Raw genomic sequence first — 22927 nt, 5'->3', positions numbered from 1 at the left:
TAAGAAACCATCAATTATCCATGGGTACTTACCCACCTTGGTAAATAAGAATTTTTATCAATAGCAAATTCGCACAATAATCATTACTACGTATGGCATTTTTATCAAAGCTCGCTTATACCTTACCTCACGGATAAATTAGGAAGATTAATCTTAAAACCCTTTCAGGGATGAGTTTAGTGTTAACTTTGTATTAATTAGTCATCTAAACACCAGGTTAAATTTAGCTCTAGGGCACCCCCTCGGGCATTCCAGCGCGCCTACAAAAGCCACACAAACGGCTTTGGCGCGCTATGCAAATTAACTTTGGCGTTCAGAGGCTAACCACATGGCACAATCCAATTTTACCCTTGGGGCTGTTGATATTATTGCTCGTCATGGCGGCGCGAAAATCGCTGACGTAGCAACCGGTACCCGTTCCGTCAGCCTCACACAAAGCAGTATTGTGCGGATCCATGGTACTCAGGCTTTGGTGAGCAGCTATGAACGCCAAGGTAACGACCTGATCGTGCATATGAAAGATGGCACCACGGTACGTTATCAGAGCTTCTTTGAAGTGGACGCCGACGGTAAACACAGCGAGTTGGTGTTTGATGATGGCAATGGCGCCATCCAGCACGCGATATTCCCGGCAACCGCCGCTACCACTGAACCAATGCTGATCACGCCGCAGTTTGAATCACTGTCTGACGTTTCACCTCTGCTAATTGGCAACCATGATTTATCCAACGGTGCCATCGCCGCCATTCTAGCCGGCCTGGCGCTGGGGGCTGGCGTCGCCATCGCTACCGGGACGGGGAAGAACGACCACAACAATGACGAACCGTCCGTACCACCAGAACAACCTACCCTGACCGTAGGAAAACTGGGTCAGGACAACGTTCTCAACGCCAGTGAAGTTAAAATTGCCCAGTTACTGAGCGGCCTGACCACCGGCGTTGCCGCAGGCGTGACCATCACGCTGACGCTCAACGGCAAAAGTTACACCACTACCGTCGGGGCCGATGGCAAGTGGAGCTTTGATTTCAGCTCCGCTGCGCTTGCTGGCCTAAAAGACGGCAATTATCAACTGACGGTTAAACTGACTAACCAGGATGGGATCAGCGTCGAAAAAACGATCAGCGTACTGGTCGATACCACCCCGCCTGTCTTGACCGTCAACAAGCTGACCGGCGATGACCACCTGACCGGTGCCGAGTTAAAAGCGGCGCAGGCGCTGAGCGGTACCGGCGAGGTCGGGCTGACAATTACCATTACCCTGAACGGTAAAACCTACACCACGACGGTGGGTAGCGACGGCAAATGGAGCCTGCAACTGCCTGCGGCAGATCTGGCTTTGCTGAAAAACGGTAACTACGAGTTAATCGTGACCTCCGTCGATAAAGTGGGCAACCAAACCACGGTCGATCATCAGATCTCGGTTGATACCACCGTAGTTAATCCTACCCCGCAGATCACGATTAACGCCCTGACCGGCGATAACGTAATCAACGCCAACGAAGCGAAAAGCACCCAAACGCTGAGCGGCCATACGCAAAATGTTCAAGCAGGGCAAACCGTTACCATCACCTTGAACGGCAAAACCTATAGCGCAGTGGTTCAAGGCGATGGCAGTTGGTCGCTTTCACTGCCTGCCGCCGATCTGGCCGCGCTGGCCAATGGCTCGATCACGCTCAATGCCACCGTCACCGACAAAGCAGGCCAAAGCGCCAATGCGCATGAGAACATCACCGTCGATTTGACCGCCCCGGTGCTGACCGTCAACAAACTGGCCGGAGACGACGTACTCAACGCCGCCGAGGCGCAAACATCACAGACCCTGAGCGGCACCAGCAATCCTGGCCAGACCATTGTCGTTACCCTGAATGGTAAAACCTACACGACAGTCACTGGCGGGGATGGCAAGTGGAGCCTGGTACTGCCTGCCGCAGACCTGCAGGCATTAGCCCAAGGGGATAATACCCTCACCGTGACGGCTACCGACGCCGCAGGCAACAGCACTACCGTGACGGAGCACTTGCAGGTAGATACCGTGCCACCGGTGCTGACGTTGGATAAATTTACCGGCGACGATTTGATCACCGTCGACGAGCAAAAATCGGCGCAAAACATCACCGGCACCGCTTCCGTCAGCGAGGCTGGGCAGGTGGTCAGCGTTTCCTTCAATGGTAAAACCTATACCGGCATCGTAGGTGCCGATGGCAAATGGAGCATCAGCGTGCCAGCCGCGGATATGGCCGCGTTGATCGACGGTAGCTATCAGATGATCGCCACGCTCAGCGATCAGGCAGGCAATACCACCACTACCGCCCCACAAGTGATCACCGTAGACAGCAATGCTTCGGCAATCAATATCGGTATTGTCTCTTCAGACGATAAACTCAACGCCGTCGAAGCCGGGCTTCCTCTTGCCATCAGCGGCACCACGGCCAACGTCGCCACCGGGGCTACCGTTACCGTCACGCTCAATGGCAAAACCTATACCGCGCTGGTATTGGCAGACGGCAGTTGGACATTGCAGGTGCCTAGCGCCGATCTGCAACTGCTGGCCGAAGGCAGCAACACCATTTCTGCCAGCGTGACAGGCAACGATGGTTCTACCGTGACCACCACGCACAATCTGGGCGTTTACACTCATGATTTGCCTGCGGTGACTCTGGACACGCCGTTTGGTGATGGCATCCTGAATGGCGCAGAAGCGGGTCAGCCACAGACGCTTACCGGCACCACCGGCATCACCAGCCCGGGCCAGACCATCACCATCACCCTGGGCGGTAAAACCTATACCGGCACCGTGGATGGCAGCGGCCATTGGAGCGTCACCATCCCTGCCGCCGATCTGCAAGCGTTGCCAGACGGCACGCCGGCCTTGACCATCACGGTTACCGATGCGGCGGGCAACAGCAATACGCTGAACACCACCGTCACCGTCGATGAGACCGCGCCACCCCTCACCATCAACACCATCGCGGGCGACGATATCCTCAACGCTGCTGAGGTGCTGGTGGCGCAGACCGTCTCCGGCACTGCGTCCGTTGCCGATGCGGGCCGCACCGTCACCCTGACCTTGAACGGCAAGACCTACACCGCTGTGGTACAAGCGGACGGCACCTGGAGCGCTTCACTGCCAGCAGCTGACCTCGCCGCTCTGGCCGACGGCAACCATAATCTGGTCGCCACCCTCACCGATGCGGCAGGCAACAGCACCAGCGTCACCCACGGCATCAACGTCGACGCCAACCCGACCAATCTGCCAACGCTCAGCATCGGCGTGTTCGCCGGTAACGACATTGTCGACGGCGCAGAGGTGAAAACCGCTCAGACCCTGACCGGTACCACCACTCATGTGGAAGCGGGCCAGACCGTCACCATCACACTAAACGGCAAAACCTACACCGCCACCGTGCTGGCAGACGGTTCCTGGAGCACCAGCGTACCGGCTGCCGATCTGGCGCGGCTGACCAACGGCCAGACCACCATCACCGCCACCGTCAACGACAGCGCCGGGAACCCGGCCAGTGCCAGCCATGACGTGACCGTCGACACCAGCCTGAGCGGGCTGTCTATCGCCGTCATTGCCGGTGATGACAAACTCAGCCTGGCAGAAAGTCAGTCGCCATTGGTCATCAGCGGCAGCAGTGCCAACCTGGCCACGGGCGCAACAGTGACCGTCACGCTCAACGGTAAAACCTACACCGGCACCACGCTGGCGGACGGTAGCTGGAGCGTCACCGTGCCTGCCGCCGACTTGGCGTTGCTGGCCGATGGCACCGCCTCCGTAACCGTGAGCGCCGTCGATCAGGCCGGTAACCCGGTCAGCGACAGCCACAATCTGGGCGTGTTTATCCATAGCCTGCCGGAAGCCACCCTGAACACGCCATTTGGCGATGGCATCCTGAACGGTGCAGAGGCGGGCCAATCCCAGACGCTCACCGGTACCACTGGCATCACTACGCCGGGGCAGAGCGTTACCGTCACCTTGGGCGGTAAAACCTATACCGGCACCGTGGATGCCAACGGCAACTGGAGCGTCACGCTGCCAAGCGCCGACCTGCAAGCATTGCCAGACGGCACTCCGGCCTTGACCGTCACGGTCACCGACGCGGCGGGCAACAGCAATACGTTGAACACCACTGTCACCGTCGATGAGACGGCACCGACCCTCACCGTGAGTCTGGTTGCAGGGGATGACGTGCTGAACGCCGCCGAAGTGCTGGTGGCGCAGATCGTCTCCGGTACCGCCTCGATTGGTGATGCGGGCCGCACCGTCACCCTGACCTTGAACGGTAAAACCTACACCGCCGTGGTGCAGCCAGACGGTTCATGGAGCACCAGCCTGCCTGCCACCGATCTGCAAGCACTCAGCGACGGCGGCCATAACCTGGTCGCCACCCTCACCGATGCGGCGGGCAACAGCACCAGCGTCACCCACAACATCAACGTCGACGCCAACCCGGCCAACCTGCCAACGCTCGGCATCAACGTGTTCGCCGGTAACGACATTGTCGACGGCGCAGAGGTGAAAACCGCTCAGACCCTGACCGGTACCACCACCCATGTGGAAGCGGGCCAGACCGTCACTATCACCCTGAACGGCAAAACCTACACCGCCACCGTGCTAGCAGACGGTTCCTGGAGCACCAGCGTACCGGCTGCGGATCTGGCGCTGCTGGCCAACGGCCAGACCACCATTACCGCCACCGTCAGCGACAGCGCCGGGAACCCGGCCAGTGCCTGCCATGACGTGACCGTCGACACCGACCTCAGCGGGCTGTCTATCGCCGTCATTGCCGGTGATGACAAACTCAGCCTGGCGGAAAGCCAGCTGCCGCTGGCCATTAACGGCAGCAGCGCCAACCTGGCCGTCGGGACTACGGTTACTGTCACCCTGAACGGTAAAACCTACACCGGCACCACGCTGGCAGACGGCTCCTGGAGCGTCACCGTGCCTGTCGCCGACTTGGCCTTGCTGGCCGATGGTACCGCCACCGTGACCGTCACCGCCGTCGATCAGGCCGGTAACCCGGTCAGCGACAGCCACAACCTGGGCGTGTTTATCCATAGCCTGCCGGACGCCACCCTGAACACGCCATTTGGCGATGGCATCCTGAACGGTGCAGAGGCGGGCCAATCCCAGACGCTCACCGGTACCACTGGCATCACCACGCCGGGGCAGAGCGTTACCGTCACCTTGGGCGGTAAAACCTATACCGGCACCGTGGATGCCAACGGCAACTGGAGCGTCACGCTGCCAAGCGCCGACCTGCAAGCATTGCCAGACGGCACTCCGGCCTTGACCGTCACGGTCACCGATGCGGCGGGCAACAGCAATACGTTGAACACCACCGTTACCGTCGATACGACGGCACCAACTCTGACCGTGGGCCTGATTGCTGGCGATGATGTGCTGAACGCCGCCGAAGTGCTGGTGGCACAGACCGTGTCTGGCACCGCTTCCGTGGCCGATGCGGGCCGCACCGTGACCCTGACCTTGAACGGTAAAACCTACACCGCCGTGGTGCAGCCAGATGGTTCATGGAGCACCAGCCTGCCTGCGGCCGACCTCGCCGCCCTGGCCGACGGTAGCCACAATCTGGTCGCTACCCTCACCGATGCGGCGGGCAACAGCACCAGCGTCACCCACAACATCAACGTCGACGCCAACCCGGCCAATCTGCCAACCGTCAGCATCGGCATCTTCGCCGGTAACGACATTGTCGATGGTGCAGAGGTGAAAACCGCCCAAACCCTGACTGGTACCACCACCCATGTGGAAGCGGGCCAGACCGTCACTATCACCCTGAACGGCAAAACCTACACCGCCACCGTGCTGGCAGACGGTTCCTGGAGCACCAGCGTACCGGCTGCCGATCTGGCGCTGCTGGCCAACGGCCAGACCACCATCACCGCCACCGTCAGCGACAGCGCCGGGAACCCGGCCAGCGCCAGCCATGACGTGACCATCGATACCGACCTCAGCGGGCTGTCTATCGCCGTGATCGCCGGTGACGACAAACTCAGCCTGGCGGAAAGCCAGCTGCCATTGGTCATCAGCGGCAGCAGTGCCAACCTGGCCACGGGCGCAACAGTGACCGTCACGCTCAACGGTAAAACCTACACCGGCACCACGCTGGCGGACGGTAGCTGGAGCGTCACCGTGCCTGCCGCCGACTTGGCGTTGCTGGCCGATGGCACCGCCTCCGTAACCGTGAGCGCCGTCGATCAGGCCGGTAACCCGGTCAGCGACAGCCACAACCTGGGCGTGTTTATCCATAGCCTGCCGGACGCCACCCTGAACACGCCATTTGGCGATGGCATCCTGAACGGTGCAGAGGCGGGCCAATCCCAGACGCTCACCGGTACCACTGGCATCACCACGCCGGGGCAGAGCGTTACCGTCACCTTGGGCGGTAAAACCTATACCGGCACCGTGGATGCCAACGGCAACTGGAGCGTCACGCTGCCAAGCGCCGACCTGCAAGCATTGCCAGACGGCACTCCGGCCTTGACCGTCACGGTCACCGATGCGGCGGGCAACAGCAATACGTTGAACACCACCGTTACCGTCGATGAGACGGCACCAACTCTGATCGTGGGCCTGATTGCTGGCGATGATGTGCTGAACGCCGCCGAAGTGCTGGTGGCGCAGACCGTCTCCGGTACCGCCTCGATTGGTGATGCTGGCCGCACCGTCACCCTGACCTTGAACGGTAAAACCTACACCGCCGTGGTGCAGCCAGACGGTTCATGGAGCACCAGCCTGCCTGCCGCCGATCTGCAAGCACTCAGCGACGGCAGCCATAACCTGGTCGCCACCCTCACCGATGCGGCGGGCAACAGCACCAGCGTCACCCACAACATCAACGTCGACGCCAACCCGGCCAACCTGCCAACGCTCGGCATCAACGTGTTCGCCGGTAACGACATTGTCGACGGCGCAGAGGTGAAAACCGCTCAGACCCTGACCGGTACCACCACCCATGTGGAAGCGGGCCAGACCGTCACTATCACCCTGAACGGCAAAACCTACACCGCCACCGTGCTGGCAGACGGTTCCTGGAGCACCAGCGTACCGGCTGCCGATCTGGCGCTGCTGGCCAACGGCCAGACCACCATTACCGCCACCGTCAGCGACAGCGCCGGGAACCCGGCCAGCGCCAGCCATGACGTGACCGTCGACACCGACCTCAGCGGGCTGTCTATCGCCGTCATTGCCGGTGATGACAAACTCAGCCTGGCGGAAAGCCAGCTGCCGCTGGCGATCAATGGCAACAGCCAGAACCTGGCCGTCGGGACTACGGTTACCGTGACCTTGAACGGTAAAACCTACACCGGCACCACGCTGGCAGACGGTTCCTGGAGCGTCTCCGTGCCTGTCGCCGACTTGGCCTTACTGGCCGATGGCACCACCACCGTGACCGTCACCGCCGTCGACCAGGCCGGTAATCCGGTCAGCGGCAACCACGATCTGGGCGTGTTTATCCATAGTCTGCCAACCGCCACCCTGAACACACCGTTTGGCGATGGCATTCTGAATGGCGCAGAAGCGGGTCAGCCACAAACCATCACGGGGTCTACCGGCATCACCACGCCGGGGCAGACCGTTACCGTCACCCTGGGCGGTAAAACCTACACCGGCACCGTGGATGCCAGCGGCAACTGGAGCGCCACCATTCCGGCAGCCGATCTGCAAGCGCTGCCAGACGGCACGCCTACCCTGTCCGTAACCGTTACGGATGCCGCCGGTAACAGCAATACGCTGAACACCACCGTTACCGTCGATGAGACTGCCCCAACCCTCACCGTTAACGTAGTGGCTGGGGATGATGTGTTGAATGCCGCGGAAGTACAGGTGGCGCAGACCGTGTCCGGTACCGCCTCGGTCGCCGATGCGGGCCGCACCGTCACCCTGACCTTGAATGGCAAAACCTACACCGCCGTGGTGCAACCAGATGGATCGTGGAGCACCAGCCTGCCCGCCGCCGATCTGCAAGCGCTTAGCGATGGTAGCCATAACCTGGTCGCTACCCTCACCGATGCCGCGGGTAACAGCACCAGCACTACCCATGTCCTCGGTGTGGATGCCAACCCGGCCAACCTGCCGACGCTCGGCATCAACGTGTTCGCCGGTAACGACATTGTCGACGGCGCAGAGGTGAAAACCGCTCAGACCCTGACCGGTACCACCACTCATGTGGAAGCGGGCCAGACCGTCACCATCACCCTGAACGGCAAAACTTACACCGCTACCGTGCTGGCCGATGGCTCCTGGAGCACCAGCGTACCGGCTGCCGATCTGGCACTGCTGGCCAACGGCCAGACCACCATCACCGCCACCGTCAGCGACAGTGCAGGTAACCCGGCCAACGCCAGTCATGACGTGACCGTCAATACCAATCTCAGTGGGCTGTCCATCTCCGTGATCGCAGGAGATGACAAACTGAATCTGGCCGAAAGTCTGCAGCCGCTGACGATCTCCGGCGACAGCGCCAACCTGCCGCTCGGTGCCATCGTCACCGTGACGCTGAATGGCAAGATTTACATCGGCCTAACCCTGCCAGACGGTTCCTGGAGCGTTCAGGTCCCAGCCGCCGATTTAGCGCTGCTGGCCGATGGCACCGCCACCGTCAGCGTCAGCGCCGTCGATCAGGGCGGCAACCTGGTCAGCAATAGCCATAATCTGGGCGTGTTTATCCACACTCTGCCGGACGCCACCCTGAACACGCCGTTTGGCGATGGCATCCTGAACGGCACGGAAGCGGGCCAACAGCAGACCATCACGGGCTCCACCGGCATCACCACGCCGGGGCAGACCGTTACCGTCACCTTGGGCAGTAAAACCTATACCGGCACCGTGGATGCCAACGGCAACTGGAGCGTCACCGTCCCTACTGCCGATCTGCAAGCGCTGCCAGACGGTACACCGGCCTTGTCTGTAGTGGTCACCGATGCCGCTGGCAACAGCAATACGCTGAATACCACCGTCACCGTCGATGCAACCGCGCCAACCCTGACCGTGGGCCTGATTGCTGGCGATGATGTGCTCAACGCCGCCGAAGTGCTGGTGGCACAAACCGTATCCGGCACCGCCTCAATTGGTGATGCTGGCCGCACCGTCATCCTGACCTTGAACGGCAAAACCTACACCGCCGTGGTGCAACCGGATGGTTCGTGGAGTGCGTCACTGCCCGCCGCCGATCTGCAGGCGCTCAGCGACGGCAGCCATAACCTGGTCGCTACCCTCACCGATACTGCGGGCAACAGCACCAGCGTGACCCACAGCATCAACGTCGATGCCAACCCGGCCAACCTGCCGACCATCAGCGTCGGTGTATTTGCTGGTAATGACATTATCGACGGCGCAGAAGTGAAAACCGCTCAGACCCTGACCGGTACCACCACCCATGTGGAAGCGGGCCAGACCGTCACCATCACCCTGAACGGTAAAACCTACACCGCTACCGTGCTGGCCGATGGCTCCTGGAGCACCAGCGTACCGGCTGCCGATCTGGCACTGCTGGCCAACGGCCAGACCACCATTACCGCCACCGTCAGCGACAGTGCCGGGAACCCGGCCAGTGCCAGCCATGACGTGACCGTCGACACCAACCTCAGCGGCCTGTCGATTGCCGTGATTGCCGGTGACGACAAGCTGAATCTGGCCGAAAGCCTGCTGCCACTCACCATCAACGGCGGCAGTGCCAACCTGGCCACGGGGACAACCGTGACCGTCACGCTCAATGGTAAAACCTACACCGGTACCACGTTGGCAGACGGTTCCTGGAGCGTCACCGTGCCTGCCGCCGACTTGGCGTTGCTGGCCGATGGCACCGCCACCGTGACCGTCACCGCCGTCGATCAGGCCGGTAACCCGGTCAGCGGCAGCCACGATCTGGGCGTGTTTATCCATAGCCTGCCAGACGCCACCCTGAACACGCCGTTTGGCGATGGCATTCTGAATGGCGCAGAAGCGGGTCAGCCGCAAACCATCACGGGGTCTACCGGCATCACCACGCCGGGGCAGACCGTGACCGTGACCCTGGGCGGTAAAACCTATACCGGCACCGTGGACGGCAGCGGCAACTGGAGCGTCAGCGTCCCTTCTGCCGATCTGCAAGCGCTGCCAGACGGCACGCCAGCCTTGACCGTTACGGTTACTGACAGCGCAGGTAACAGCAATACGCTGAATACCACCGTCACCGTCGATGCAACCGCGCCTACCCTCACCGTGGGCCTGATTGCTGGCGATGATGTGCTGAACGCCGCCGAAGTGCTGGTGGCACAGAGCGTCTCCGGCAGCGCCTCGATCGCGGATGCGGGTCGCACCGTGACCCTGACCTTGAACGGCAAAACCTACACCGCCGTGGTGCAGCCGGATGGTTCGTGGAGCACCAGCGTACCCGCTGCCGATCTGCAGGCGCTCAGCGACGGTAGCCACAATCTGGTGGCAATCCTCATCGATGCGGCTGGCAACAGCACCAGCGTCACTCACAGCATCAATGTCGACGCCAACCCGGCCAACCTGCCAACGCTCAGCATCGGCATTTTTGCCGGTAACGACATCATCGACGGCGCGGAAGTGAAAACCGCTCAGACCCTGTCAGGCACCTCCACCCATGTGGAAGCGGGCCAGATCGTGACCATTACGCTGAACGGTAAAACCTACACAGCCACCGTACTGGCCGATGGCTCCTGGAGCACCAGCGTACCGGCTGCCGACCTGGCGTTGTTGGCCAACGGCCAGACCACCATTACCGCCACCGTCAACGACACTGCAGGTAACCCGGCCAGCGGCAGTCATGAGGTGACCGTCGATACCGACCTCAGCGGGCTGTCGATTGCCGTGATCGCCGGTGATGACAAACTCAACCTGGCGGAAAGCCAACTGCCGTTGGCAATCAGCGGTAGCAGTACCAATCTGGCCGTCGGCGCCACGGTTACCGTGACCTTGAACGGTAAAACCTACACCGGCACCACACTGGCTGATGGTTCCTGGAGCGTCTCCGTACCTGCCGCCGACTTGGCATTGCTGGCCGATGGCACCGCTACCGTGACCGTCACTGCCACCGATCAGGCCGGTAACCCGGTCAGCGACAGCCACAACCTGGGCGTCTTTACCCATAGCCTGCCAGAAGCTACCCTGAATACGCCGTTTGGCGACGGCATTCTGAACGGTGCCGAAGCGGGCCAGCCTCAGACCCTCACAGGGTCTACCGGCATCACCACGCCAGGGCAGACCGTCACGGTCACCCTGGGCGGTAAAACCTACACCGGCACCGTGGACGGCAGCGGTAACTGGAGCGTCAGCGTTCCTTCTACCGATCTGCAAGCGCTGCCTGACGGCACACCAGCCTTGTCCGTAGTGGTCTCCGATGCCGCCGGTAACAGCAATACGCTGAACACCACCGTCACCGTTGATGCCACTGCGCCTACCCTCACCGTGGGTCTGGTTGCCGGGGATGATGTGCTGAACGCCGCAGAAGTGCTAGTGGCACAAACCGTGTCCGGCACCGCCTCGGTCGCGGATGCGGGTCGCACCGTGACCCTGACGTTGAACGGCAAGACTTACACCGCCGTGGTACAGCCAGATAGATCGTGGAGCACCAGCCTGCCTGCCGCCGATCTGCAAGCGCTCACCGACGGTAGCCACAATCTGGTCGCGACCCTCACCGATGCGGCTGGCAACAGCACCAGCGTCACCCACAGCCTCAATGTCGATGCCAACCCGGCCAATCTGCCAACGCTGAGCATCGGCGCATTCGCCGGGGACGATATCGTTAACGGGGCCGAAGCGCTGGTCACTCAGGCCCTGTCCGGTACCACCACCAATGTCGAGGTGGGCCAGACCGTTACCCTGACCTTGAACGGCAAAACCTACTTCGCCACCGTGCAGGTGGGCGGCGCCTGGAGCGTTAACGTTCCGGCGGCGGATATGGCGTTGCTGGCCAACGGCCAGGCTACCATCACCGCCAGCGTCAGCGATCGGGCAGGCAATCCGGCCACCGGCAGCCATATCATCAGCGTTGATACGGCGGTGGAAAGCATCGCCATTAACCTGATTGCCGGTGACGATAAGCTGAACCTCACCGAAGCCTCACAGCCGCTGACCATCAGCGGGACTACGGTCAATGTGAACGCAGGCCAAACCGTTACCGTAACCTTGAACGGTAAAACCTACACCGGCGTCGTTCTGGCCAACGGCAGTTGGAGCGTATCGGTGAACAGCGCCGATCTGCTGGCCCTGCAAGACGGCCTGACCACGGTCACCGCCAGCGTCTCCAACCCAGGAGTCGATCCGGTCAGCAACAGTCATTCGCTGGATGTGCATATCCATACCCTGCCAGAGCCAACCATCAATCTGCCGTTTGGCGATGGTTTCCTCAATCAGGCTGAAGCCGCCACGGCACAACTGCTGAGCGGCAGCACAGGCATCCCTGGTGCAGGACAAAGCGTGATCGTCACTCTGGGTGGCAAAACCTATACCGCAACCGTGGATGGCAGCGGTAACTGGAGCGTTTCCATCCCATCGGCCGATCTGCAAAACCTGCCAGCGGGCAGCAATACCATTAGCGTATCCGCTACGGACTCCGCGGGTAACAGCGTACCTGGCAGCACTACGGCACAGGTCGATCTGGTGCCACCCACTCTGGCGGTCAAGCCGTTTGCCGGGGATGACAAGGTTAACGCCCTGGAAAGCCTCAGCGACCAGGTGGTTTCCGGCACCGCTTCCATCGGTGACGCCGGCCGTACCGTCACAGTGACCTTCAACGGTAAGTCCTATACCGGGGTAGTCGCCAACGACGGCACCTGGAGTGCCACCATCCCAAGCGCCGATCTGCAAGCAATTGGCGATGGCAGTTATCCATTAACCACCACCCTGAGCGATGCGGCGGGCAACACCACTACCGTCACCCATACCGTGACGATCGACGCCAATCCGCTGGATCTGCCAACCCTGAGCATCAATGTGTTTGCCGGTAACGATATTATCGACGGCGCAGAGGTGAAAACCAGCCAGACGCTGAGCGGCACCACCACCCACGTGGAAGCAGGCCAGTTGGTGACCATCACGCTGAATGGCAAAACCTACACCGCCACCGTGCTGGCAGACGGTACCTGGAGCACCAGCGTATCCGCCGCCGATCTGGGCCAACTGGCTCAGGGCAACAGCACCATTAACGTCACCGTTAGCGATACTTCCGGCAACCCGGCTACAGCAACGCACAACGTGCTGGTCAACACGGCCCTGAGCGGCATCGCCATCGACGTGATTGCCGGTGACGATAAGCTGAACCTGGCCGAAAGCCTGTTGCCATTAGCTATCAGAGGCAGCAGCCTCAATCTGGCCATTGGCGCAAGCGTGACCGTAACGCTGAACGGCAAAACCTACACCGGCATTACGCTGGCGGACGGTTCCTGGAGTGTGCTGGTTCCACCGGCCGATCTGGCGCTGTTGGCAGACGGCAATATCAACCTGAGCGTTTCCGCTGTCGACCAGGCCGGTAACCCGGTCAGCAGCAGCCATACCTTGGGCGTATTTATCCATAACCTGCCAGACGCCACCCTCAATACGCCGTTTGGCGATGGCATCCTGAACGGCACGGAAGCAGGCCAGCCGCAGACCATCACCGGCTCCACCGGCATTACCACGCCGGGGCAAACCGTGACCGTGACCCTTGGGGATAAAACCTACACCGCCACGGTGGACGGTAGCGGCAACTGGAGCGTCACCGTTCCGGTTGGCGATCTGCAGGCATTGCCGGATGGGACGCCATTGCTCAACGTTGTGGCCACCGATTCTGCGGGCAACAGCAACACCCTGAGTGGCACCGTCGTGGTCGATAAGGTCGCTCCGACCCTCACCATCGGCGTCATTGCCGGGGATGACGTGCTTAACAGCGCAGAAGTGCTGCTCAACCAGACCGTCTCAGGCACCGCCTCCATCGGCGATGCTGGTCGTACCGTAACGCTGACGTTGAACGGTAAGACTTACACCGCAGTGGTTCAGCCTGATGGTTCGTGGAGCACTTCACTGCCAAGCGCCGATCTCACCGCACTGTCCGATGGCAACTATAACCTGGTCGCCACTTTGACCGATAGCGCCGGTAACAGCACTAGCGTCACCCACGCCATCGGGGTTGATGCCAGCGCGTTGAACGCACCGGTGCTGACCATCGGCACCTTTGCGGGCAACAATATTATTGACGGTGCCGAGGTGCAGGCAACGCAAATCCTGAGCGGCAGCAGCCTGAATGTTGAAGCCGGGCAGATCGTTGCCATCACCCTCAATGGCAAAACCTATACCGCCACCGTGCAGGCAGACGGTTCCTGGAGCACCAGCGTACCGACGGCCGATCTGGCTCTGCTGACCAACGGTAACTTAACGATCACCGCCGACGTCACCGATAAAGCCGGTAACCCGGCCAGCGCCACCCATGATGTTACGGTCGATCTCACCCAGAGCGCCCTGGCGATTGCTCCAATCACTGGCGATAACCAGTTGAACGCCATCGAAGCCGCCGCAGGGATCAGCATCAGCGGGAGTTCCACCAACGTTGCCGCCGGTGCAACCGTCACCATTGCACTGAACGGTAAGTTCTATGAGGCAATAGTGCAGGCCGATGGCAGTTGGACGACAACCGTTCCTTCAGCGGATCTGACAATCCTGGGCGATGGCAAACTGACCGTCACCGTCAGTGCCACCGACGAAGCGGGCAACCTGGTCACCGGTTCGCAGCAGTTGGGCGTGCTGATCAACAGCCTGCCGGTTGCCACCCTGAACACGCCGTTCGGTGATGGCTATCTGAACAAGGCGGAATCCACCAGCGATCAAACGCTGAGCGGCACCACCGGCGTCAGCGGCAGTGGGCAAACCGTCAGCGTGGTGCTGGGAGGGAAAACCTATACCGGCATTGTCGATAACAACGGTAACTGGAGCGTGAGCGTACCAAGTGCCGATCTGGCAGCCCTGCCTGACGGCCCAACCAACATTGGAGTCACCGTCGGCGACGTGGCTGGCAATACCTCCAGCATCAACTCCAGCGCCACGGTCGATCTGACCGTGCCGGTGCTGACCATCAACACCATCAGCGGTGATGACATCATCAACATCGCCGAAAGCCAGCAAGCGCTGCAAATCACCGGTACTGCGCCGATCAACGACAGCGGTCAGCCAGTGGTGGTGAAAGTCACCATCAACGGCTTGACCTATAACGGGCTGGTGCTGGCGGATGGCAGTTGGAGCGTCACCATTCCGGCTGGCGATCTGGCTAACCTGCCGAACGGTGCCTCCTCCATCACCGCCACCTTGACCGACGCCGCTGGCAACACCGGCAGCGTCAGCCACGGCATCACCCTGGATACCGACCCGGCCCAGGCGCCGCTGTTGACCATCAACACCCTGTCCGGCGATGACTACCTCAGCCTGGCGGAATCCAACCTGCCGCTGACCATCAGCGGGGGTAGCCAGCGCGTCGAACAGGGGCAACAGGTCACCGTAACGCTCAATGGCAAAACCTACACCGCCATCGTCGGCGCGGACGGCAGTTGGAGCCTGCAGGTTCCGGCGGTGGATGTGGGGGCCTTGCCAGACGGTAAAGACACCCTCACCGCCACGGTTAGCGATACCTCTGGCAACCAGGCTACCGCCAACCACAACCTCACCGTGATCACCGATGCGGGCAATCTGCCACAGCTGTCGGTCAACGTGATTGCCGGTGATGACATCATCAACGCCAATGAGGCGAAAGCTGCCATCATCATCAGCGGGGGATCCAGCCACGTGCAGCCTGGCCAGGTGGTCAGCGTGCTGCTTAACGGCAAAACCTACACCGCCGTGGTACAAGCAGACGGCAGTTGGAGCGCAACGGTGCCATCAGCCGACGTGCAGGCATTGCCGCAAGGTTCGCAGACCGTGACTGCCTCGGTGACCGATATCGCCGAGAACCCGGCCAGCGCTACCCATAACGTCACTGTTGATACCGTGCCGCCGTTGCTGGAGATCGATATCTTCGCTGGTGACGGCATCCTGAACCTGGCGGAAGCACTGCTGGGGCAAGTGTTGAGCGGGCATACCGATCCGGGCCTGACCGTTACCGTCACGCTGGGCGCCAACGTTTATACCGCCCTGGCGGATCCGACGACCGGCGCGTGGAGCGTCAATATCCCAAGCAATATCCTGCAAGGGCTGTTGGATGGTAGCGTGACCATCGGCGTGAGCGTCACCGACGCCGCAGGTAACGGCGTGTCAGACTCCATCACGGTGGCGGTCAATACCCATACGCTGCCATCACTGACGTTGAACCCGCTGTTCGGTGACAATATTCTCAATATTGCCGAACTGGGCATCGCTACGCCAATCGGTGGTGCAGCGGCCAACCTGCTGGTTAACACCCCGGTATTGGTCAAGATTGGCACCTACGTGGTGAACGGTATCGTGAATAACGATGGTACCTGGAGCGCGCTGATCCCAGCCAATGCCCTAGCCTTGCTGGCAGACGGCACCGTGCAGGTGGTGGTCTCCGCCGTGGATGCGGCCGGTAACCCTGCCAGCGCCGGTGGTTCACTGGAGATCCTGTCGCATATCCTGCCGAATCCAACCATTAACCTGCCGTTTGGCGACGGCGCACTGAACCTGGTGGAAGCCGGGGTCAATCAGCTGCTGACCGGCACCACCGGCATTATTGGCAACGGTCAAACGGTGGTAGTCAGCCTCAACGGTAAAGACTACAACGCCACGGTCGGCAACAACGGCCAATGGAGTGTCACACTGCCAACCGCCGATCTGCTGGAACTGTTGGATGGGCCGCACACCATCAGCGTGGTCGCTACGGATAAAGGCGGCAACAGCCACGGCGCGACGTTGGACTTTGACAGCATCCTCACCGGGCTGCCGGTGGCCGGGTTTGACACGCCGTTTATCGATGGCATTGTCAACCATGCCGAAGCCTTGTTGGGCGGAGCCCTCACCGGTTCCACCGGGCTTGCCAGCGACGTAGGCCAGAAAGTGATGGTCAACGTCAACGGCCTGAACCTGGCCGCTACGGTAAATGCCGACGGCAGTTGGACGCTGCCACTCGACAGTGCCACCCTGCTCGGCCTGCCGGATGGCAACTGGCCGATCACGGTGACGGTTACCGATGCAGTGGGTAACACCAGCAGCACCAACGGCGCGCTGGAGATCCTGGTCAACAAGCTGCCGTTGCCAACCCTGGACCTGCCCTTTGGCGATGGCCTGCTGAATATTGCCGAAGCCGCGCTGACGCAAACCCTGACCGGCAAAACCGGGCTGATCGGCAGCGGCCAGATCGTCACGGTGACGGTGGACGAAGGCCTGCCAAATCAGCAGACCTTTACCGCTCAGGCCGATGGGCTGGGTGGCTGGTCTCTGCAACTCACCGCAGCACAACTTGCCGTGTTCACCAACGGGCAACATACCATTGAGGTCACCGTCGAGGATCGTGGCGGCAATACGGCCACCACCGCGCCGCTGGACGTTAATGCCCTGCTGACGCTGCCGACTCCTACCATAGTTCCGCCGTTTGGCGTTGACGGTGTGCTGAGCATCAGCGAAGCCGCCGGTGCGCTGACGATCACCGGCACCACCGGGGTAAATGGCTCAGGCCAGGCGGTGAAAGTGGTTATCGATGTCAATGGCGTTAGTTACAACGCGCAGGTTGATATCAACGGCAACTGGTCGTTACCGCTGCCTGCGGCCACCCTGAGCACCTTGCTGGATGGGCCACACGTGCTGACCGTCACGGCGACCGACGCCGCGGGCAACACCAATAGCAGCAGCCTGAACTTCACCAGCGATCTCACTGCACCGGTGCCAACCATCAACACACCGTTCGGTGACGGTTTCCTCAACCTGGCCGAGGCCAACCTGGGGCAAATTCTCACAGGCAGCGCAGGTGATGCGACTACGGTCAGCGTGAAGATTGGGACGCAAACCTTTACCGCACAGGTCAGCGGCGGCAACTGGAGCCTGGCGCTGACTACGCCGCAGTTAAAAGCGCTGGCCGAGGGCGATAATACCATCACCGTGACCGCCACGGATGCCGCAGGCAACCAGGGCACGGCCGGTTCTTCAGTACATATTTCCGTCAACTCGCTGCCGTCTGTCACCATCAGTAACTTTACGGCGGATAACATCATCAACTATGCCGAGAGCCAATCGGTACAGTTGATAACCGGTACCTCCACCAACGTCGCGGTTGGGCAACAAGTGACCGTTACGCTCAATAGCAAAACCTATACCGGTGTGGTGTTGGCCGATGGCAGTTGGAGCGTGTCTGTCCTGCCTGCCGATCTGAAAGCCCTGAGCGGGACGCCAAGCATCACGGCTCAGGTCAGCGATCAGGCCGGGAACGTCGCCGTCGACAACCACAACTTCACCGTTAACCTGACGCCTCCGGGCCAGATCATCACTCTCGATCCGGTGACAGGCGATAACATCGTTAACGCCAGCGAAGTTGGGCTGATCATCAACCTGACCGGTAAAGTGGTTGGCGGGATCGGGCTTGGTCAGGTTGTCACCATTATCGTTGGTGGCTTGCCACTAGGGATCCCGGTGACCACCCTGGCGGATGGCACCTTCAGCACCGTGGTGACCTTCCCGGTTGACGGCAATATCGTGGTTTCGGCCAGCACCACGTTGCTGACACCACTGCCAACGGTATTTACCGCCAGTGAAACCGTGTTGGTCGATCGCATTCCACCAACGCTCACCATCAATACCTTCGCGGGTAACGACGTGTTGAACGCCAGTGAAAGCTCAGTCGCCCAGGCGATCTCCGGTACCGCTTCGGTTTCGGAAGCGGGCCGCATTGTCACCGTCACGCTGAACGGCAAAACCTACAGTGCGCAGGTCAGTGGAGCCGGCACCTGGTCGGTCAACGTGCCACCGGCAGATCTGGTTAACCTGCCGCAGGGCAGTAGCACCATTAATGCCACCCTGTCCGACGCGGCAGGCAACACCACGCCAGCAACGCATGTCATTACTACCGATACCACGGCACCACTGCTGTCGGTCGATCTGCTGACCGGGGACAATATCCTGACGCTGGCAGAAGCCCTGCTCGGCCAGACATTGACCGGGACTGGCGGCATTGGCGAAACCGTCACCGTTACGTTAGGGCCGTTGACCGCCAGCGTGGTGGTTGGCCCGGATGGCAAATGGAGCATTCCGCTGCCGTCGCTCAATCTGCAAAGCCTGACCGATGGGCCGCAGATCATCGGCGTCACGCTGACCGACACCGCTGGCAACAGCAGCCATACCGACGTAACGCTGAACGTGGCGTTGAACAAAACGCTCGGCGCGGGGGTTAACGCCCTGTTTGGCGGTGATGGCGTGCTGAACCTGGCCGAATCGCTGCTGACTCAGGTGATCAGCGGTAACGCCACTGGCGATTACAACGGTGCGGTGGTGCATGTCACCGTTGCCGGGATAACGCTGGATGCCAACGTGGGCGGCAACGGCCAGTGGAGCGTCTCACTGCTGCCAAGCCAACTGAGCCTGTTGGGTGACGGTCTGGCACAGATACAGGTGCAAATCGTTGATTCCCACGGCAACGTGGTCAACGACCTGATCGATATCGATGTCCTTACGCAGAACCTGCCGGTGATCGGCCCGGTCACCGCCTTTGGCGATGGCCTGCTGAATTCGGTAGAAGCCGGTGTGTCTCAGACCATCAGCGGGGTGATTAACGGCCTTGGTATCGGCGGCGGCAGCGTTAGCGTCAGCCTGGGCACCAAAACCTATACCGCTAGCGTGGGCGCGGGCGGTGTCTGGAGCCTGTCGATCCCACCGCTGGATCTGGCTGCCCTGAGCGACGGCAATCTGGCGCTGGGCGTATCGGTGACCGACTCTGCTGGTAACGTGGTGAGTAAAAACATCGATATCACCGCTATCATCCACAATCTGCCGCATATCGTGCTGGATCCGATCTTTGGCGACGGTATCCTCAACGTGGCCGACCTGCTGCTTAACCAGACCATCAGCGGCACCGTCACCAATCTGGCGAAGGGTGCCACCATCAATCTGGATATTGCCGGTTCGCAAACGCTGACGGCCACCGTAGGCGACGGCGGCAAATGGAGCGCCACCGTCACGCCGGATATCCTCGGTATCCTGCAAGGGCTGGGCAACGGTAACTTTACCGTCACCGCCTCGGCGACCGACTCGGTGGGTAACACCACCAGCGCCACCGCCGGGCTACAGCTGGATGTCAAACTGCCGGTGATCACGCTCGATCCGCTGTTTGGCGGTGATGGCTTCCTCAACGCGGCGGAAGCGTTGGTGGCACAAACCGTCAGCGGTACCGTGGCCTTCGCCAGCACCGGTGCGCAGGTGCAGGTTTCTCTTGGCGGTAAAAACTTCCTGACCACCGTCGGTACCGACGGCAAGTTCAGCCTGGTGCTGCAACCTGCCGATCTGCATACCCTGCTGGACGGCAATATCAACGTTGGCGTTTCGGTGCTGGATGGTTCCGGTAACACCGGCGTGCTGAATACGGCGATTGATGTGATCGTCAACAAGCTGCCAACGCTGGCGCTGAACCCGCTGTTTGGCGGCGACGGCTTCCTCAATGCGGCCGAAGCGTTGCTGACCCAGACCATCAGCGGGACCACCACCAATGCGGCGGCAGGTTCCCAGGTGGTGATCAAGGTCGGTACGCTGCAACTGAACGCCACGGTCGGTGCCGACGGTAGCTGGAGCGCCACCATCAATCCGCTGCAGTTGGCGGATCTGGCGGCGGGCAATCTGATCGTCAGCGCCACGGTCACCGATCCGGCAGGTAACTCCAGCGGTGCCAGCGTAGGCCTCAACGTGGCGACCATTCTGCCAACGCTGACGCTGAACCCTCTGTTTGGCGACGGCACGCTGGATCTGAGCGATCTGCTGTCACCGCAGATCCTGAGCGGCAACGCTGGTAACGTGTCGGCCGGGACCACCATCACTCTGACGCTGGGCAGTCACACCTACACCACCAGCGTCGATGCCACCGGCAAATGGCAGTTGCCGATCCCAGCTCTTGATCTGCAAGGGCTGTTGGATGGCCTGACCAACGTCACCGCCAGCCTCACCGATGCGGCAGGTAACACCGTGAGCAAGGTCAGCCCGCTCAACGTGCTGATCAACGCCCTGCCAACCCTGACGCTGGATCCGCTGTTCGGCGGCGATGGCCTGCTGAATGCGCTGGAAGCGACCGGCAACCAGATCATCAGCGGGCACGCTACCAACGCACCGGGCTCTACCATTCAGGTTCATCTGGGCAGCAATACCTTCACCACCCAGGTGAAAGCGGATGGTAGCTGGTCACTCAGCCTGACGCCGCTCAACCTGTCCAGCCTGCTGGACGGCAATCTGTCACTGGGCGTTTCGGTCACCAACTCCGCAGGAAAAACCGGCAGCATCAGCGCCGATCTGGGTGTGGGTATCCACAACCTGCCGACCGTCAGCCTGGGCAGTCTGTTTGGTGATGGTTTCCTCAACCTGAGCGAAGCCAACCTGAACCAGCTGATCGGCGGCACCACCACCAACGCCATCGGCGGTAGCGTCAGCGTTAATGTGGGGGGACTGGTATTGACCGCCGCCGTAGGCAACGACGGGAAATGGAGCGTCAGCGTTCCTACCCTGAACCTGGTCAATCTGGCTGATGGGCCATTGTCGGTCGGCGTTACCGTCACCGACCGCTACGGTAACACCAGCTCGGCCAACGCCAACGCTACGGTGAAAATCCACGCGCTGCCGCTGTTGGGTATTGATGCTCTAGGGACTCTGACGGGTGCGCTGGGCATTCTGACCAACGGCCTGACCGTCAGCGGTACCAGCCTGAACGTGCAGCAAGGCGCGAAAGTCAGCGTCACCTTGCTGGGCAGTACGCTGCTAGGCACCGTAGACGCCACCGGTCATTGGTCGGTGAAATTCGACACCACCAACGCCCTCAAGGGTCTAAATGTGCTCAACCTGATCCCTACTCTGTTGGGCACCGTAGTGGCAGCTTCGGTCACCGACCTGGCGGGTAACGGGGTTAGCGTCTCTGCAGGGCTGACATCCGGTATCGAATTGCCACTGCTGCTGACGGCCAACGCGGCGGTCGAAACGCTGTCACTGGATACGTCGGGTGCCGAAAACACCAGCACCGACAGCGCGACCGATCTCACTACAGTTCAGCATGCTCAGGTAGCCGCCGTGCAACACACCACGACAGAAACCAGCACGCCAACCAGCGAGGTCAGCAGTACCCAGACCACCACGGAGACCAGCGAGCCAGTCACCAGCACGCTGGTGGTGAACCCAACGCTGCCGGTTGATACCGCTGGTGTTACCACGGTTGAGGACACCACCTTCAGCATTGGCGGCGTCACCATCAATCTGGCGGATGGCACTACCGCAAGCGGTGACACCATCCATGGCAGCAGCGGTAATGATGTGATCCACGTCAACGCCCTCGACTTCCTGTCGATCGACGGCGGCGCGGGTATCGACACCCTGGAGCTGGATGGCAACAACCTCAACCTGGATCTGACGGCGCTGGGCCTGAAGGTGCAACACATCGATATCTTCGATTTGGGCACCAGCGGCACCAACAGCATCACGCTGGATCTGCACGAGGCGCTGAACGTCAAGGATGCGGCCAGTGACAACCTGCTGATCAAGGGCAGCGTCGGTGACCAGGTCAATCTGACCCAGGCCGAAGGCGGCACCTGGAGCTCGGTGGGCCAACGGACGGTCGATGGCCAAGTGTTCGACGTTTACCACAACTCCGCCCTTGAAAGCGGCAACACCCTGGGAGATGTCCTGGTGCAGCAAGGCCTGCACGTCAATCTGGTGTAGTACCCGGCCCATCCGTCAGCCACTGGCTCGTACGCAGCGAGCCAGTGGCATGGGAATGACAGAGTTCAGGCCAAGGCAGTGCGGCGG

Annotated in this window: 1 protein-coding gene; it reads left to right on the top strand. The window is 60.9% G+C overall.

Annotated features, from left to right (window positions below):
• Nucleotides 1-328: 328 nt before the first annotated feature.
• Complete coding sequence (locus KGP16_RS04970) at nt 329-22840, top strand: Ig-like domain-containing protein (RefSeq protein ID WP_223500906.1); 22512 nt, start codon at nt 329-331, stop codon at nt 22838-22840.
• Nucleotides 22841-22927 lie beyond the last annotated feature (87 nt).

This window comes from Serratia sp. JSRIV006, from assembly GCF_019968685.1.
Taxonomy (GTDB): domain Bacteria; phylum Pseudomonadota; class Gammaproteobacteria; order Enterobacterales; family Enterobacteriaceae; genus Chania; species Chania fonticola_B.
Note: the sequence above shows the minus strand (reverse complement) of the source record. Positions and strands in the feature narration are given on the sequence as shown.

Excerpts from the sequence above, each read along its gene's own strand:
- KGP16_RS04970 (WP_223500906.1), top strand. The coding sequence starts at position 329 with ATGGCACAATCCAATTTTACCCTTGGGGCTGTTGATATTATTGCTCGT.